Annotated in this window: 16 protein-coding genes and 1 pseudogene; 9 read left to right on the top strand and 8 right to left on the bottom strand. The window is 63.9% G+C overall.

Annotated elements, in window-relative coordinates:
• Nucleotides 1–147: 147 nt before the first annotated feature.
• On the bottom strand, nt 148–816 hold the full coding sequence (locus tag BMW89_RS19635) for an outer membrane protein (RefSeq protein ID WP_092028647.1): 669 nt from the start codon (nt 814–816) through the stop codon (nt 148–150).
• 249 nt (nt 817–1065) lie between these two features.
• A complete protein-coding gene (locus BMW89_RS19630) occupies nt 1066–1827 on the bottom strand; it encodes an outer membrane protein (protein ID WP_092028646.1) in 762 nt (253 codons plus the stop codon).
• A gap of 446 nt (nt 1828–2273) precedes the next feature.
• On the opposite strand from BMW89_RS19630, the gene BMW89_RS19625 reads away from it, so the two are divergent.
• Entirely contained in the window at nt 2274–2771 is a 498-nt protein-coding gene (locus BMW89_RS19625; RefSeq protein ID WP_092028645.1) for a single-stranded DNA-binding protein, read from the top strand.
• 357 nt (nt 2772–3128) lie between these two features.
• The gene (gene gyrA / locus BMW89_RS19620; protein ID WP_092028644.1) at nt 3129–5873 is read left to right on the top strand and encodes a DNA gyrase subunit A; all 2745 of its coding nucleotides are present in this window, start codon (nt 3129–3131) and stop codon (nt 5871–5873) included.
• Between the two features lie 56 nt (nt 5874–5929).
• On the opposite strand, the gene BMW89_RS19615 is transcribed toward gyrA, so the two are convergent.
• On the bottom strand, nt 5930–7783 hold the full coding sequence (locus BMW89_RS19615; protein WP_092028643.1) for a potassium transporter Kup: 1854 nt from the start codon (nt 7781–7783) through the stop codon (nt 5930–5932).
• Between the two features lie 213 nt (nt 7784–7996).
• Nucleotides 7997–8257 (bottom strand): hypothetical protein, encoded by a 261-nt coding sequence (locus BMW89_RS19610; protein WP_092028642.1) that lies wholly within the window; start codon nt 8255–8257, stop codon nt 7997–7999.
• A gap of 271 nt (nt 8258–8528) precedes the next feature.
• On the opposite strand from BMW89_RS19610, the gene coaD reads away from it, so the two are divergent.
• The 7 genes and pseudogenes from coaD to BMW89_RS19575 all read left to right on the top strand — a co-directional run bounded on the left by coaD (nt 8529) and on the right by BMW89_RS19575 (nt 12208).
• Complete coding sequence (gene coaD / locus BMW89_RS19605; protein ID WP_092028641.1) at nt 8529–9026, top strand: pantetheine-phosphate adenylyltransferase; 498 nt, start codon at nt 8529–8531, stop codon at nt 9024–9026.
• 37 nt (nt 9027–9063) lie between these two features.
• Nucleotides 9064–9639, top strand: coding sequence for a peptidylprolyl isomerase (locus BMW89_RS19600; RefSeq protein ID WP_092028640.1), 576 nt, complete (start codon nt 9064–9066; stop codon nt 9637–9639).
• 37 nt (nt 9640–9676) lie between these two features.
• Nucleotides 9677–9883, top strand: a pseudogene (locus BMW89_RS38420) (UCP034077 family protein); the annotation flags it as partial.
• A 38-nt stretch (nt 9884–9921) separates the two neighbouring features.
• Nucleotides 9922–10386, top strand: a complete 465-nt coding sequence (locus BMW89_RS19590; protein WP_092028639.1) for a peptidylprolyl isomerase — start codon at nt 9922–9924, stop codon at nt 10384–10386.
• A gap of 48 nt (nt 10387–10434) precedes the next feature.
• Nucleotides 10435–11508, top strand: coding sequence for a tRNA preQ1(34) S-adenosylmethionine ribosyltransferase-isomerase QueA (gene queA, locus BMW89_RS19585; RefSeq protein ID WP_092028638.1), 1074 nt, complete (start codon nt 10435–10437; stop codon nt 11506–11508).
• Nucleotides 11505–11813 (top strand): type II toxin-antitoxin system VapB family antitoxin, encoded by a 309-nt coding sequence (locus BMW89_RS19580; protein WP_244547633.1) that lies wholly within the window; start codon nt 11505–11507, stop codon nt 11811–11813. Before queA ends, BMW89_RS19580 begins: the two co-directional genes overlap by 4 nt.
• Complete coding sequence (locus BMW89_RS19575) at nt 11813–12208, top strand: type II toxin-antitoxin system VapC family toxin (protein WP_244547632.1); 396 nt, start codon at nt 11813–11815, stop codon at nt 12206–12208. Before BMW89_RS19580 ends, BMW89_RS19575 begins: the two co-directional genes overlap by 1 nt.
• Before the next feature lie 119 nt (nt 12209–12327).
• Here the strand turns inward: BMW89_RS19575 and BMW89_RS19570 are convergent, their stop codons facing one another.
• The 4 genes from BMW89_RS19570 to BMW89_RS19555 form a co-directional block, all read right to left on the bottom strand.
• Nucleotides 12328–13365, bottom strand: coding sequence for an aspartate-semialdehyde dehydrogenase (locus BMW89_RS19570; protein ID WP_092028636.1), 1038 nt, complete (start codon nt 13363–13365; stop codon nt 12328–12330).
• A gap of 243 nt (nt 13366–13608) precedes the next feature.
• Nucleotides 13609–14211, bottom strand: a complete 603-nt coding sequence (locus BMW89_RS19565) for a PepSY domain-containing protein (RefSeq protein WP_177196176.1) — start codon at nt 14209–14211, stop codon at nt 13609–13611.
• A 252-nt stretch (nt 14212–14463) separates the two neighbouring features.
• Nucleotides 14464–15207 (bottom strand): TetR/AcrR family transcriptional regulator, encoded by a 744-nt coding sequence (locus tag BMW89_RS19560; RefSeq protein ID WP_092028917.1) that lies wholly within the window; start codon nt 15205–15207, stop codon nt 14464–14466.
• A gap of 128 nt (nt 15208–15335) precedes the next feature.
• Nucleotides 15336–16493, bottom strand: coding sequence for a patatin-like phospholipase family protein (locus BMW89_RS19555; protein ID WP_177196175.1), 1158 nt, complete (start codon nt 16491–16493; stop codon nt 15336–15338).

The following is a 16493-nucleotide window of genomic DNA, read 5'->3' as shown; positions in this document are numbered from 1 at the left end:
TGCGAATCGTCAACGGATTGTTGGTGCGCTGGCGGCATCTGGCAGGAGCGGGGAAGGGGGAACCGCGCGAAACGTGCACGACAAACAGAAAGGCCGGCACAAGGCCGGCCTTTCGTACGCGAATGGCGTTGAAGCTAAGTACTGAACTCAGTACTTCGCAACCACGGGGCCGCTGAAGTGATAGTTCACGCCGAACTGCACGGTGTGGAAGTTGAGCGAGCCCGAGTTGATGGGAGCGCCGATGCCGGAGAAGTACGTCTCGCCGCCGAGGCTGCGATAGAGATACTCGCCCTTGATCGACCACTGCGGAGCGATGAACGCCTCGACGCCGGCGCCGACGGTCCAGCCGGAGTGCCACTTGCTGTCGGAGACGGTCAGGCCGAGCGCGCTGACGCTGAGCTTGTTGTCGATCCAGGCGTAACCACCGGTGCCGTAGAACAGAACCTGGTTGACGGCGTAGCCGATGCGGCCGCGGACGGTGCCGAGCGCGTCGGTCTTGGAGGATACGGTGATGCCGAGCGCGGACGCCGAGGCGTTGACGTCGGCCCAGGCGCCATCAGCCTCAACGCCGAACACGACGTTGCCGGTCTGCCAGTTGTAGCCGGCGGTGCCGCCGACGAAGCCGCCCTGCATGCGCGGGCTGCTCGAATCTTCCCAGGCGCCGCCACCGACGATACCGAGGTAGAAGCCGGTCCAGTTGTAGACCGAGGCCATAGCCACCGGCGCCTTGGTGTAGGGGCGCGCCGCGAGATCGGCGGCCGAAGCCGGAGCGGCGAGAGCGAACAAACAGGCCGAAGCCAACAAAACCTTCTTCATTTTCAACAAATCCCAGTCCCGGTTTCTGATATTGCCTTCCGTGCATTGGAAGGGCAGCGGACGCGTTGGTCCAACTGCCGTCGGTCTACACCAGTAAAGCTGCAAGTTGTGTCTCTCAAAAGCCACAACAGATGCAAAACGTAACAGTAGCTGACATACTGTTCCTCCTGCACACAGGAACTGCACACAGGAAAACGAAAAGGCCGGCGCGAGGCCGGCCTTTGATCTCAAAATGATATCAGAGGGATATCAGTATTTCGCGATCACCGGACCGCCCCAGCGATAGTTCACGCGGATCAGGCCGATATCGACGTCCTGTTTGATGCGATCGCTCTGGAAGGCAGCGCCGCCTGGCGTGTTGAGCGTCAGGGTCCGGTTGCCCAGGAAGATGTGGTCGTACTCGACGCCGACCGACCAGTTTGGCGCGAAGCCAAACTCGAAGCCGGCGCCGACCGTGCCGCCCCAGCGGGTTTCGCTGGTCGAAGCGAGCAGGGTGCCGGCACCGGCGAAGCCGGGCGCGGTGAAGATGCTGTACTTGTCGGCAACCACCGCGGCGCCGCCCTTCACATAGAACAGCACGTTGTTCCAGGCATAGCCGACCTGGCCCGTGATCAGGCCGAAGGCGTCGATCTTGGAGCGGTCGCGTTGGGCGCCGTTGAATGTGCCGACGTTGTCGCCCGAAAAGTCGGCCCAGTTGCCCTGGCCTTCGAGGCCGAACACCCAATTGGCGGACTGCCAGCGGTAGCCGACCTGGCCGCCGACCGTGCCGCCGGTTGCATTGTGGCAGCCATCAGCGACGAGTGTGCCGAGGGTCGGCGAGACGAAGTCCCAGCACTTGTGGCTCGAACCGCCGCCGCCGTTGATGCCGATGTAGAAGCCGCTCCAGTCGTAGATGGCGGCGATCATCGGCGGCGCCTTGGTATAGGGACGTGCCGCGAGATCCGCAGCGCTTGCGGGAGCCGACAGGCCCAACGCCACGGCGCCGATTGCACCAATCAAAATCTTGTTCATTGCAGTCTCCCCAGTTTCGTCCGCTTCTTGAAATCCCCGAAGCGGTGATCAGGCGCGACGCCCGTGCAAACTAATTCCGACTCAACCGTAGCCGAACAAGAGGGCAGAGTCCGTCTCCGAAATGCAACACTCGGTAGCCGACTGAATAATATGCAACTCGATGAATGTTATACGGTTTTTCTCCTCCGCGGGAACCCGGCAGAGGGCCATCCGACGCGAGCCTTTCCTGGGGACAGGAGCCCGATCGGGCCCCCACATTCAGCGCTCTTGCCCGCAAGAACAAATCTGGAACAAACCGTCGAGCGATGCTATATATGGGGATAACCTGAGGGCTGATGGGCTGATCGGTCCTCGCAAGCGTATAGGGTCGCCTCAACAGGTTGCAGAGGACCGCTGGGCGCGGCCCGGCCTTATGAATTCAGTGGCATTTGGAGTGGAGAGCGGCGATGGCGGGAAGCGTCAACAAGGTCATTCTGGTTGGAAATCTCGGCAAGGATCCTGAAATCCGCCGCACCCAGGACGGGCGGCCGATCGCGAATTTGAGCATCGCCACCTCGGAGACCTGGCGCGACAAGAACAGCGGCGAGCGCAAGGAAAAGACCGAGTGGCACCGCGTCGTGATCTTCAACGAGGGGCTCTGCAAGGTTGCCGAGCAGTACCTGAAGAAGGGCGCCAAGGTTTACATCGAGGGCGCGCTCCAGACCCGCAAATGGACCGACCAGGCCGGCGTCGAGAAGTATTCGACTGAGGTCGTGCTCCAGGGCTTCAACTCGACCCTGACGATGCTCGACGGCCGTAGCGGCGGGGCAGGCGGCAGCTTCGGCGACGAGCCGGGCGGTGATTTCGGCTCCTCCGGTCCCGTCAGCAGCGCGCCGCGCCGCGCCGTGGCCGCTGGCGGCGGTGGTGGCCGCAGCAACGACATGGACGACGACATCCCGTTCTGAGAACGGACCAAACGACGGGAACGCGCCTGCTCGATTGGGCGGCGCTTCTCACGTCGTGTGAGCAAATCCAACTAATCGGCAGGACGGGCTCGGGATTTCCGGGCCCGCTTCATGTTGGGGGTGAGCTTGGATTGTGCCAGGGCAAACGGGCTGACGGGATGCATTCGACGCGCGATTTACCGGGGTGTCCAAGGTGATTTCGGAGGGACGCTTCCGGGGCCGTCCAAGCGCCGCTTGCAAGGCCTTAAGTTGTTGGAAAAACAAACGGAAAAACCGCTTCCCAAGAGCTTGCAAGGGTGGTTATCAGGGTCTCGATGCGCTATATGATTCCCAGATAAAATTTCACCGGATTCCCCTTTGGCCGACGACGACAACAAGCCCGGCGACCAGCCGGCGCAACCCTCCGACATTCGCCCCGTTTCCATCTACGAGGAGATGAAGAAGTCGTACCTCGATTACGCCATGAGCGTGATCGTGGCGCGTGCGCTGCCCGATGCGCGCGACGGGTTGAAGCCGGTGCATCGCCGCATCCTCTACTCGATGAACGAGCAGGGGCACACGCCCGACAAGAAGTACGTCAAGTCGGCGCGCGTGGTCGGTGACGTCATCGGTAAATATCATCCGCACGGCGACCAATCGATCTACGACGCCATGGTCCGGATGGCGCAGGACTTCTCCATGCGCGTGCCGTTGATCGACGGTCAGGGCAATTTCGGCTCGGTCGACGGCGATCCCCCGGCTGCCTATCGTTACACCGAAGCGCGGTTGACGAAGGTGGCGCTGGCTCTGCTGTCCGACATCGACAAGGACACCGTCGACTTCCAGCCGAACTACGACAACAACGAGACCGAACCGTCGGTCCTGCCGGCCAAGTTCCCGAACCTGCTCGTCAACGGCGCCGGCGGCATCGCGGTCGGCATGGCCACCAACATCCCGCCGCACAACCTCGGCGAGGTCATCGACGCCTGCGTCGCGTTGATCGACAACCCTGCGCTCACCATCGACGAGCTCATCAACATCGTTCCGGGACCGGATTTCCCGACCGGCGGCGTCATCCTCGGACGGCAGGGCATTCGCGCCGCCTATCACCTCGGCCGCGGCTCGGTCATGATGCGCGGCAAGGTCGCGATAGAGACCATCCGCAAGGAGCGCGAGGCGATCATCATCTCCGAGATTCCCTACCAGGTGAACAAGGCGACGATGGTCGAGCGCATCGCCGAGTTGGTCAAGGAAAAGAAGATCGAGGGCATCGGCGACTTGCGCGATGAATCCGACCGCGACGGTTACCGCGTCGTCATCGAGTTGAAGCGCGACGCCGTGCCCGACGTGGTGCTGAATCAGCTCTATCGATTCACGCCGCTGCAGACGAGTTTCGGCGTTAACATGGTGGCGCTCGACAGCGGCCGTCCGCGGATCATGCATCTGAAGGACCTGCTGGCGATCTTCGTCGATTTCCGTGAGCGGGTCGTCACGCGGCGCACCAAGTTCCTGCTCGCCAAGGCGCGCGATCGCGCGCATATTTTGGTCGGTCTTGCCATCGCGGTCGCCAATATCGACGAGATGATCCGCGTGATCCGGACCTCGCCCGACCCGAGCACGGCCCGCGACACCCTGATGTCGCGCGACTGGCCGGCCCGGGATGTCGAGGACATGCTCACCTTGATCGACGATCCCCGTCACCGCATCAGCGCAGACGGCACAATCCGGCTGTCGATGGAGCAGGCGAGGGCCATTCTCGATCTGCGCCTCCAGCGCCTCACCGCACTCGGCCGTGACGAGATCGGCGAGGAGCTCTCCAAGCTCGCCGTCGAGATCAGCGACTATCTCGACATACTGCGCTCGCGTGCCCGCGTGCTTGATATCATCAAGACCGAGCTCGCCGAGGTGAAGGCCGAGTTCGCGACGCCGCGCCGCACCGTCATCATCGAGCAGGAAGGCGAGGTCGAGGACGAGGACCTGATCCAGCGCGAGGACATGGTCGTCACCGTCTCGCACGCCGGCTACGTCAAGCGCGTGCCGCTCTCGGCCTATCGGGCGCAGCGCCGCGGCGGCAAGGGCCGCTCCGGCATGCAGACGCGCGACGAGGATTTTGTCGCGCGCCTGTTCGTGGCCTCCACGCACACGCCCATGCTGTTCTTCTCCTCGCGCGGTCAGGTCTACAAGGTGAAGGTCTGGCGCCTGCCGATGGCCGCGCCGAACGCGCGCGGCAAAGCGCTGATCAACATCCTGCCGCTGGAGCAGGGCGAGCGCATCACCACCATCATGCCGCTGCCGGAGGACGAATCCACCTGGGGCAACCTCGATGTGATGTTCGCCACGACAGGCGGCAACGTCCGGCGCAACAAGCTGTCCGACTTCGTCGATGTCCGCCGCTCCGGCATCATTGCGATGAAGCTCGACGACAACGAAGCGATCGTCGACGTGCAGATCTGCACCGAGCGCGACGACGTGCTGCTGACCGGCGCCGCCGGCCAGTGCATCCGCTTCCCCGTCACCGACGTGCGCGTGTTCACCGGGCGCACCTCGATGGGCGTACGCGGCATCGCGCTTGCCGACGCCGACAAGGTGATCTCGCTGGCGATCCTGCGCCACGTCGAGACCAGTTCGGACGAGCGCTCGGCTTACCTGAAGATGCGCCGCGCGGTCGCCGGCGAAGCTGTGGCCGAGGAGCCGACGGCGGATGCCGAGGCCGAGGAGACCTCCGGCAGCTTCCAGCTCGCCCAGGAGCGCTATGCCGAGATGTCGGCGGCCGAGCAGGTCGTGCTCACCGTCTCCGTCAACGGCTTCGGCAAGCGGACCTCGTCCTACGAATACCGCACCACGGGCCGCGGCGGCAAAGGCATCGTCGCCATGAGCGTCAACAACCGCAACGGCAACCTGGTCGCGTCCTTCCCGGTCGAGGATGCCGATCAAATCATGCTGGTCACCGACAAGGGCCAGCTGATCCGCTGCCCGGTCGAAGGCATCCGCGTCGCCGGCCGCTCGACGCAAGGCGTGATCGTGTTCGACACGGCTGAGGACGAGCACGTCGTCTCGGTCGAGCACATCACGGAAGAGGCGGAGAGCGGGAACGGGGCGAGTGGCGAGTCAAACGGGGAGTGATACGTCACCCCTCGTAACCCGGATGGAGCGCAGCTCAATCCGGGCTACGAACTTCTCTAAATCTCCAACTCCGTGCCGAACTCCACCACCTGCTTGGTCGGCACGCCGAAGAACGCCGCCGAGCGTTCGGCGTTGCGCTGGAGGAAGGCGAACAGGGCTTCGCGCCAGACCCACATGCCGGGAATGTCCTCGCTCGGGATGATGGTCTCGCGGCCGACATAATAGGTGATGTCGGAGAGGTCGATGCCGGGCAGCTTGCCCTGGCGGCAAGCGAGCGTCAGTCCCTCATAAATCGTCGGGTTCTGCATGAAGCCGTAATGCAGGACCACGCGGGTGATGCCGGTGATGATCTCGATCACCTCGGCGCGGTCCGTCTCGGTGACGTGCGGGGATTCTTCGATCAGCACTGTGACGAGGATGATGCGTTCGTGCAGGACGTGGTTGTGCTTGACGAATTGCGTCAGCGCCAGCGGCACGCCGTTCGGCGCCGACGCCAGGAACACGGCGGTGCCCGGCAGCCTGGCGCTGCACTTGTTCACCGCGGTCTCGATCAGGTCCTCCTCGGGCTGCCGCAGTTTTCCGCGTGCGGCTTCGACCAGCTTCACGCCGCTGCGCCAGGTCATCATCATGAAGGCGACGAGGGCTGCGAGCAGCAGCGGAAACCAGCCGCCCTCAAACAGCTTGATCGAATTGGCGGAGAAGAAGATCACGTCGATCACGAAGAAGAAGCCGTTGACGGCGACGACCAGCCACGGCGAATAGCCCCACTGGATGGCAACCAGGGCGGCGAGCAATGTGGTGATCGCCATCAGCAGCGACACCGCGATGCCATAGGCGCCGGCCAGCGCCTCCGAGGTGCCGAAGCTGAGGACCGCGCCGAGCGTTGCGGCGGCGAGCAGCCAGTTCACCAGCGGCACGTAGATCTGGCCGATCGCATCGCTGGTGGTGTGGCGGATCTGCATTCGCGGCAGGAAGCCGAGCTGGATCGATTGCTGGGTCAGCGAGAACACGCCGGAGATGATTGCCTGCGAGGCGATCACGGTTGCGACCGCGGAGAAGGCCACCAGCGGATAGTGCAGAAAATCAGGGCAGAGCTGGAAGAACGGGTTCTCGATCATCGTCGGATCGGTGATCAGAAGTGCGGCCTGCCCAAAATAGTTCAGCACCAGCGCGGGCAGGCAGATCGCGAACCAGGCGAGCCGGATCGGCAGGCGGCCGAAATGGCCCATGTCGGCGTACATGGCTTCGCCCCCGGTCACGGCGAGGAAGGCGGCGCCGAGGATCGCGAAGGAGACGTGAAAGTCCTGGTGGATCAGGAAGTCGAAGGCATAGAGCGGGCTGAGCGCCGCCAGCACCGCCGGCGCCTTGACGATGCCGTGGATGCCAAGCGCGGCGAGCACGATGAACCAGGCCAGCATGACAGGCCCGAAGATGCGGCCGATGAAGCCGGCGCCCTGTTTCTGGATCATGAACAGCCCGACCAGGATGGCGATGGTAATGGGCACCACCACAGGCGCGAGCGAGGGGGCGTCGACCTTGAGACCTTCGATGGCTGACAGCACCGAGATCGCCGGTGTGATCGCGCCGTCGCCGTAGAGAAGCGCGGCGCCGATGAGGCCAACGACCAGAAGATGCGCGCGCCAGGTGCCGGGCTGCGCGTGGCGCGCATGCAGCAGCGCCAGCAGCGCGACGATGCCGCCTTCACCGCGGTTGTCCGCGCGCAGGATCAGCAGCGCGTATTTCAGCGAGATGATCAGCAGCAGGGCCCAGAGGATCAGCGAGGCAACGCCCAGGACAGCTTCCGGAGCGACTGTCGCACCATGGGCAGCCGCCTTGGCGGCTTCCTTCAGGGCGTAGAGGGGGCTGGTGCCGATATCGCCATAGACCACCCCGAGGGCGCCCATCGTCATGGCAATCGGCAGCGGATCAGGGTGATGGCCGGAAGCGACTGCGGGCGTACTGGACAAAAGCGACCCCCCGATGGGATCGCGCCCGCCGGGCCATTCCGACGAGCGCGAGCATCACCCACTCTGCGACGGGACGTCGCAAATATCCATCGGTTTTGTCTTGGGTTTTGTCTTGGGTTTTATATCGGGGAGTACCTGACGCGAAACTGACAGAGCCTACGGCGTGCGGTCGGCGGTCACGAGGCGAGCCTCGCGGACAGCGTTGGTCTTGGTGCCGGCACGGCGCAGGCAGGACGCTTCGAAATTCGGCCAAGCCTGCTGCGAGCAGTCCTTGCCAATGGTGCGAATGTCGAGCCGGTCGGCCTTGGCGAGCGGCTGCGGCACGCTGGCTTCCACGGTCGGTGCAAAGCCCGGCAGGAGGGTGAGGGCAGTAGCAACACACGCAGCAATTGCGATCGCTGAAAGAGCCTTGATCATTGACGGTCCCCTGTGATGCGGCCGCTACGCCCAGTGCGCGGCCCGTCGTTCGTTGGGCAGATTAGTAACCATGGCCAGTTTCCGGACGTCTTCGCGGATACGGGAAATGGTTTCGTTCGCGGTCCGGTTTGTTTCGTGGCTGCCCCTAGGACGAAACAATCCGGGCCCTTCCGACAGGGATTGGCGGAAAAATCGGCAAGAAACCGACAAGAAACCGGCAAGGAACCTCCCCGGCTTGCCGGGCCGGGCCGGGCGCGGTAGGAGGGTGGCCATGCCGCGCATCGCCTTTTATCCGGGTTCCTTCGACCCCATCACCAACGGCCATCTGGACGTCGTCCGGCATGCCGTTCCCCTGTGCGACAGGCTGGTGGTCGCGGTCGGCGTCCATCCCGGCAAGAAGCCGCTGTTCTCGACCGAGGAGCGGCTGAAGATGCTCCTGGACGTCTGCGGGCCGGTGGCGGCCCAGGCCGGCTGTGCGCTGGAAGCTGTGACGTTTGACGATCTGTCCGTGACCGCGGCGCGGAAGCATGGCGCGACCATCATGATTCGGGGCTTACGCGACGGCACCGACCTCGATTACGAGATGCAGCTTGCCGGCATGAACGAGGCCATGGCGCCGGAGGTGCACACGGTCTTTCTGCCGGCTTCTCCCATGGTCCGCCCGATCACCGCCACTTTGGTGCGCCAGATCGCAGGGATGGGCGGAGATGTTTCGACGTTCGTGCCGCCGCTCGTAGCAAGCCTGCTCAAGGCCAAATTCGCCGGATAACGGCGCTCTTCTTCATCTCATCTGATCCGGAGTTCTCATGATCCGTCGTCTCGCAATTCTTGCCACGATGTTTGTCGCGCTCTTCAGTGCGGTCCCTGCGGTCGCGCAGCAGCTGCCGGCGAACCTGGACAAGGCCAACGCGCTCGTCATCGACACCACCAAGGGCCGCATCGTCATCAAGCTGCGCACCGATCTGGCGCCGCAGCACGCCGAGCGCCTCAAGCAGCTCGCGCGCGAGGGCTATTACAACAACGTGCCGTTCCACCGCGTGATGGACGGCTTCATGGCTCAGACCGGCGACGGCGAGAAGTTCAACGGCACCGGCGGTTCGAAATACCCGAACCTGAAGCAGGAATTCTCCAAGGTGCATTTTGCACGCGGCATCGTCGGCATGGCCCGGCGCGGCGACAGCGTCGACACCGCCAACTCGCAGTTCTTCATCATGTTCGCCGACGGCGGCAGCCTCGACAACCAGTACACCGTGGTTGGCGAGGTCGTGCAGGGCATGGACGTGGTCGACAAGCTGAAGAAGGCACCGGCCGGCTCGCCCAGCGGCAGCGTCACCGATCCCGACAAGATGGTGAAGGTGCAGGTCGCCTCCGACATCAAATAGGAGAGGGCAAGGAGAGGCTCATGGCGCGCCGTGACGCCTGAGCTTTAACCGGGCCGGAAACATTCTGGGCCGTCCGAGGATTACCTATCAATCCGCGGAGGCCTCCGACAACGACCGGCTGCAATACCGGATCGCGGTGATGGAGGCGTTGCAACGCTGCACGCCGATGCCATTTACCGATGCAATGGCCGGCGCCGCCGCGGGACGTCCGTTCGCGATCCAGTTCCGTAGCCGCAAAGTTTGACCTGACAAGACTTCACCTCCAACACAAGAGAGACGAGCATGAGCGTCACCGAAAACACCTTGATCCTCGAGACCACGCAGGGCCCCGTCACCATCGAGATGCGCCCCGACCTCGCGCCCGGCCATGTCGCGCGCATCAAGGAGCTGGTCCGTGAGGGCTTTTACGACGGCATCGTGTTCCACCGCGTGATCGAGGGCTTCATGGCGCAGACCGGCTGCCCGCAGGGCACCGGCACCGGCGGCTCGGGCCAGAAGCTGAAGGCCGAGTTCAACAAGGAGCCGCATGTGCGTGGCGTCACCTCGATGGCCCGTGCCGCGAGCCCGGATTCCGGCGACAGCCAGTTCTTCATCGTGTTCGACGACGCCCGCTTCCTCGACAACCAGTACACGGTGTGGGGCAAGGTCACCGAGGGCATGGAGAACGTCGACAAGATCAAGCGCGGCGAGCCGGTCCAGAACCCGGACAAGATCGTCAAGGCGCGGATGGCCGCGGACGCCGAGTAACGCCTGCCGTTGTGCCCCGCTCCGGCGGGGCACGACAAGGTACCAACCGTGCGCACTGACCTCTTCGATTTCGACCTGCCGCCCGAGCGCATTGCCTTGCGCCCAGCGCAGCCGCGCGACTCCGCAAAAATGCTGGTCGTGGAGACCGGCGCGCTGCGCGACCAGACCATCGCCGACCTGCCGCAATGGTTGAGGGCCGGCGATCAGCTCGTCGTCAACGACACCAAGGTGATCGCGGCACAGCTCAAGGGCCGCCGCATCGGCCGCGAGACCGAGCCGAAGATCGAGGCGACGCTGATCAAGCGTCTCGATGGCTCGCGCTGGCAGGCGCTGGTGAAGCCAGCGAAAAAGCTCACAGCCGGCGACCGCATTCGTTTCGGCAATGAAGGAAAGGTCTGCCTGCTCGGCCATCTCGACGCCGAGGTCGAGGCCAAGGGCACCGAGGGCGAGGTGACGCTGTCATTCTCGTTCCACGGCCCGGCGCTCGATCAGGCCATCGCGGATCTCGGCAGCCCGCCGCTGCCGCCCTATATCGCCTCCAAGCGCACGCCCGACGATCAGGACCTCGCCGACTACCAGACCATGTTCGCGGCCAATGAAGGCGCGGTTGCAGCGCCGACCGCGGGCCTGCATTTCACGCCAGCGCTGGAGCAAGCGTTGCGCGAGCGCGGCGTCGGCATCAACCGCATCACGCTGCATGTCGGGGCAGGCACATTCCTGCCGGTGAAGGTTGACGACACCGAAGGCCACAGGATGCATGCCGAGTGGGGCACGATCTCGGTCGAGACGGCGGAGCGGCTCAACACCGCGCGGAACAATGGCGGCCGCATCATCGCCGTCGGCACGACGTCGTTGCGGCTGCTCGAAAGCGCCGCCTCTGAGGACGGCACCATCGAGCCCTTCGCGGCCGAGACCTCGATCTTCATCACCCCCGGCTATCGCTTCCGTGCCGTCGACGTGCTGATGACGAACTTCCATCTGCCGAAGTCGACCTTGTTCATGCTGGTGTCGGCCTTCGCGGGCCTCGCGACGATGCAGCAGGCCTATGCGCACGCGATCGCGAACGGCTACCGGTTTTATTCGTATGGTGATGCGTGTTTGTTGTTCCGGGAACGGGAGTGACCGGGCGGGACAGTTGTGGTACATTACTGGACGTTGCGGGTACGAAAACCGAGCTGCCGATGAATATCCGTTCTGCGAAGGTTGATGAACTTGCCCAGCGTCTCGCCCGGCTTACTGGCGAAGATATCGAGACGGCATTGGAGCGCGCCATCGAGGAGCGTCTGTCTCGTGTGGCTTGGCCAGCCTCGGCGGACAGGCGAACTGCCTCGAATTCCTTCTTTGAGCGAACATCCCGCTTGCATGTGCTCGATCCCCGGCCAGCGGAAGAAATCGTTGGATATGACCAGTTCGGATTGCCGTCCTGATGGTCTTAGATACGTCTGCGATAATTGCGACGATCACCAATGAGCCGGATGGGGCTCGCTATCGCGACGCCATGCTAAATGCAGACAAACTTTCGATGTCGGCAGTGGCTGCACTCGAAACTAAAATCGTGCTCTCCGCTCGCTTCGGGTCGGAGGCCGTGGAGTTTTTTGACCAGTTGCTCGAGACCTCGGGGATCGTCGTGGTACCGTTTGACCGAGACATGGCGCAAGTCGCCTTTGATGCGTTTCGGCGCTTTGGCAAAGGCAGCGGGCATCCAGCGCAGCTGAACATTATCGATTGTGCCGCCTATGCGCTGGCAAAGGCGCATTCCCAGCCACTGCTGTTCAAGGGCAGCGATTTTAGCCAAACGGATATTGCACCGGCGCTTATCTGACCTTGTGCAGTCAAGTCCGGGGTGGGCAAAGCGAGGCGTGCCCCTCATCGTTCTTGAAGGCTGGAGAGATATGGTGGGCGCGGCGCTTGCGTGCCTTTGCCCACCATACGACTCCAGCGTTACGCCATCACGCGCTGCGGCAGCAGCTCGGCGATCTGCACGGCGTTCAGCGCCGCGCCCTTGAGTAGCTGATCGGCCGCCACGAACATCGAGATCGAATGCCCTGAGGGATCGCTGAGGTCCTTGCGGATGCGGCCGACCAGGACGTCGTCCTGGCCCGAGGCGTCGATCGGCATCGGGAAGTAGTTCTTCACGCGATCGTCGACGATTTTCACGCCGGGCGCCCGTGCCATGATGGCGCGAACCTGGTCCTCGGTGATGGGCTTTTCGCATTCGAAGGTGATGGCCTCGCAATGGGCGCGTAGCACCGGCACACGGACACAGGTCACGCCAATGGCGATCTTGTCGTCCTCGAAAATCTTGCGGGTCTCCTGGATGACCTTGGTCTCTTCGTCGTTGTAGCCGGTCTCCGGATCGACCGCGGTGTTGTGGTTGAAGAGATTGAAGGCGTAGGGGTGCGGCATCACCTTGGGCGTATAGACCTGTCCGTTGAGGTTGGCGCGGGTGGACTCGACGAGTTCCTCCATCGCGGCGGCGCCGGCGCCGGAGGCTGCCTGGTAGGTCGAGATGATCACGCGCTTGATGCGGTTCTTCTGGTGGATCGGCCAGAGCGGCACCAGCGCGGTGATCGCGGCGCAGTTCGGGTTAGCGATGATGCCCTTGTGGTCGCGGATGCGGTTGCCGTTGACCTCGGGGATCACCAGCGGCACGTTCGGATCCATGCGGAAGGCGGAGGAGTTGTCGACCACGACGGCGCCGGCCTTGACCGCGATCGGTGCGAACTTCTTCGAGATGCTGCCACCGGCCGAGAACAGCGCGATATCGACGCCCTCGAAGGCGCGCTCGGTCAGCTCCTCGATGACGATGTTTTGCCCGCGGAACGACACCGTCTTGCCGGCTGAGCGGGCGCTTGCGAGCGCCTTGAGCTTGCCGACGCGAAAGCCGCGCTTGTCCATGGTGGCGATGAATTCGGCGCCCACCGCACCGGTGACGCCGACAATCGCGACGACGGGATCGTTACTCACTGTGTCCTCCATTCCATTTCGGTTGAGCTGAGATTTAGACAACAAAAAAGCCCCGGACCTTTAAGGCGGGGCTTCGGTAGAGCTAGTGCGTTTTAGTCGACGACTACACGCGCACGCCTCCCCGGGCCCCGAAGGCCGTGGTGGTTTTGGTCGCGCGTTTGGTGGTCGTGAACATGGCGGCGACTTATGCGGGAGAGTTTTGCGCCCGTCAATGGCTTTTCGGCGAGATTGTGGCCGCCCAGCCGGGACCCGTCGCTACTTCGTCCGGGCGCCCGGCGGCTCAAGGATGACCTCCTTGAGGTCGTCGCCGCTGATCACGACGATCGCGAAATTGAGCCGGCCGCCTTCGCGCACGAGGCCACCGCTGATCGCCTTGCCCGAAGCGGCGCGCTCGGCAACATGCACGGCATCCGCGAGGCGGTGCCTGATCGCACCGAGCGCTGCGAGGTTGTTGCGATCGTCGAGGTCGAGCTCGGCGATGGGAAGGGCGGCTTCGCCGCCGATGAGCTCGCCGGTCGTGGCATTGATGGTGTGGCGCCAGATCCGGTCGTTGTGCAGGGTTTTCACCCGGTAGACCGGCACGCCCGAAGCGCCGTCGAAACTCACATCTGCCGTCGTGGCGCCGGCGTGGCGGGCTTCCGCAATCGCCATGGCCTGGCTGATCGAGATCGAGGAGCTGCGGAATCGTTCGATTTCGCGGCTGACCGCTTGGCGGTCCGCCTCGGTGTCACCATCTGTGTCGCTGCGAAGCGCGGTCGGCGTGCCCGTGGTCACGATCGCCTGCGCGGGCGCTGCGAACAGCAGCGCGGGCAAGGCGATCGCAAGCAGTTGCGAAGTCCATCGTTTGGCGGTCGTCATGCTCGAAACCCTCGGCCAACGAGTGTGCCGGATGATCGTAAAGAATTCGCGGCCGACCTTGGGCGTCGGCCGGCCGCGGAGCGTCGTGGCGGGCTGTACCCGCCGCGGCGATCTCAGCGATACGGACCTCTTTTGGGGCTGGTGAAAAAAGCGGTCCGTGCCGCCTATAACTAAACCATACCGTATCGTTTTATTTTGGTCAATTGCGAGGGCGTGTTCCCCCAGGGGATAGATCGCAACCTCACGGAATTGTCAGCGGGACGAACGCCGGCGCGGTGTGCTCTTGGGGGGAGGCTGGACGCGGTCGGCCGGACCCAGCGCACCGGCCAGAAACAGCTTGATCGCGGCGCGCATCCGCTTTTCCGCGTCTTTCAGCTCCAGCGCCGTCCCGAACGTCGCCATGCGGTGGGTGTGACCGACGACGACATCGAGAAAGACCTCTGCCGCGATCGTCGTGTCGTCGACGTCGAGCGCGCCTTGCGTTACCAGACGGTCGAAGAAGCGCGCCGTGGTGGCGACGGCTTTCAGCCAACCTTCTTCCTTGCCGAGCTTGGCGATGTCGGGGAAGTTGATGGCCTGTGACGTCATCATGCGGCTGAACGCGACGGCGTCAGGCCCGCAGGTGAAGGTCAGCATCTCGCGCCCGATCTCGACCAGCCGCTGCTCGACGGAGATGTCCGAGGCGCTGGAGAGCTGCGTCTCAGCTGCCGCCGACAGCGGCGCGAGCCAGCGCGCGATCTCGCGCCTCAGCACGGCCGCAAACAGGCCGCGCTTGTCGCCATAACGGGAATAGACGGTCGGCTTGCTCACCCGTGCTGCTTCTGCGACCGCATCGAGCGAGGTCGCATCAAAACCGCGGTCCAGGAACAGGCGGGTGGCGACCTCAATCAGCCGCTGGTCGCGCTCGATCGCGGCGGACTTGGTCGGTCGGCCGCCGCGCGATTTCGGCAGCTCGCGCCGCGCCGCCGGTTTTGTCCTCGTCGCAGTCAATCCCATGCCCATTGATTCCTGCGCGTTGCTCGTCATTGCTCTATATCGCGCAGGAGCGGGGGCGTCATCGCGAATCTGGCCGAATTGGCCGTATCGTCAACGGTATCAGCAGGGCCTCGTTCCGTCACGAGCGTTCACGGCAGCGTCGAAGCCCACGCCTGGCCGGATGCGGCCTTCTCATATCCGTACTGATACAGCGCCCGCATATAGGCGGTGTCGAACCCTTCCGAGGGCGGCGCGGGATAATCGCGCGCGATGTAGGAGAGGTGGAAACCCAGCCGGTTGCGCTTGGCGAAATCATAGGTCGAGAAGATGATCGAGCGGGTCTGCGACTGCGTGATCGCCGACAGGCTGCGCGAGGCAACGTCGATGGTGCTGTTGGACACCAGCTCGAAATTGCGTTCGATCTTCTTGTTGACGAGGATGTAGATGTCCATCTTCGCGGTGCCCGGAAGGCGGCTATCCTGGAACAGCAGGGCCTCCGGCAACGTCAGCACCGGCGATGTCACGCCGCCGTCGACGTGCATCTCCTGAAACCTGCGGCCCTGGCCTTCGGCGTCGATCATGATCGGCGGGAATACCAGCGGAATGCTTGCCGAAGCCGCCATCACGTCGCGAAACAGTTTGAGCGCTTCGGGTGTGCCGACCGCGGCAATCTTGCCCATGTCCCAGATCGCGGTGCGCTGGGTGTCGAGATCGGTCGTTACGATCAGCAGCCTTCGTCCCCTGGCGTTTTCGCGCGCGACCTGCGCCAGGATCTCCGGCCCGACATAGCGTGCGACGAGCTCGCGCAACCGCGTATTGCCGAACAGGCCGGAGCCGAACAGCACGCGCATGATGCTGGGATCGCTCAGGAGGCTCTCCGCGATGCCGCTGGTGTAGACGTCCTTCAGCGTGTCGTCATATTGGCGTCCAAGGAACGCAAAGGGCGCGATCAGGCCGCCGGTGCTGACGCCGGAGACCACGGAGAAGCTCGGGCGGGTGCCGGCGGCACTCCAGCCGTTGAGCACGCCGACGCCATAGGCGCCGTCCGCGCCTCCGCCGGAGAGCGCGAGGTAGGACTTCGTGGCGGTGCTGGTGTCCTTCTCGAAGCTGAATTTGGTGATCGGATCGTCGGCGTAGCGCCTGAGGCCGTCGATATCGAGCACGCGCGATGTACTGGCCTCAGCGGCCGTGTAGGGCGTGCGGGGCAGGGAGGTGCAGGCGCCGAGTGCAAGGATGCAGGTCAGGACCAGCCATGTGGTCAGACGGGTGCCTGTCTGTCTTATCCAGCCATGCGAGGGGCCGGACAT

This window comes from Bradyrhizobium sp. OK095 (assembly GCF_900109945.1).
Lineage (GTDB): Bacteria > Pseudomonadota > Alphaproteobacteria > Rhizobiales > Xanthobacteraceae > Bradyrhizobium.
The sequence above is the reverse complement of the archived record's forward strand: the minus strand, read 5'-3'. Positions and strand labels throughout refer to the sequence as shown.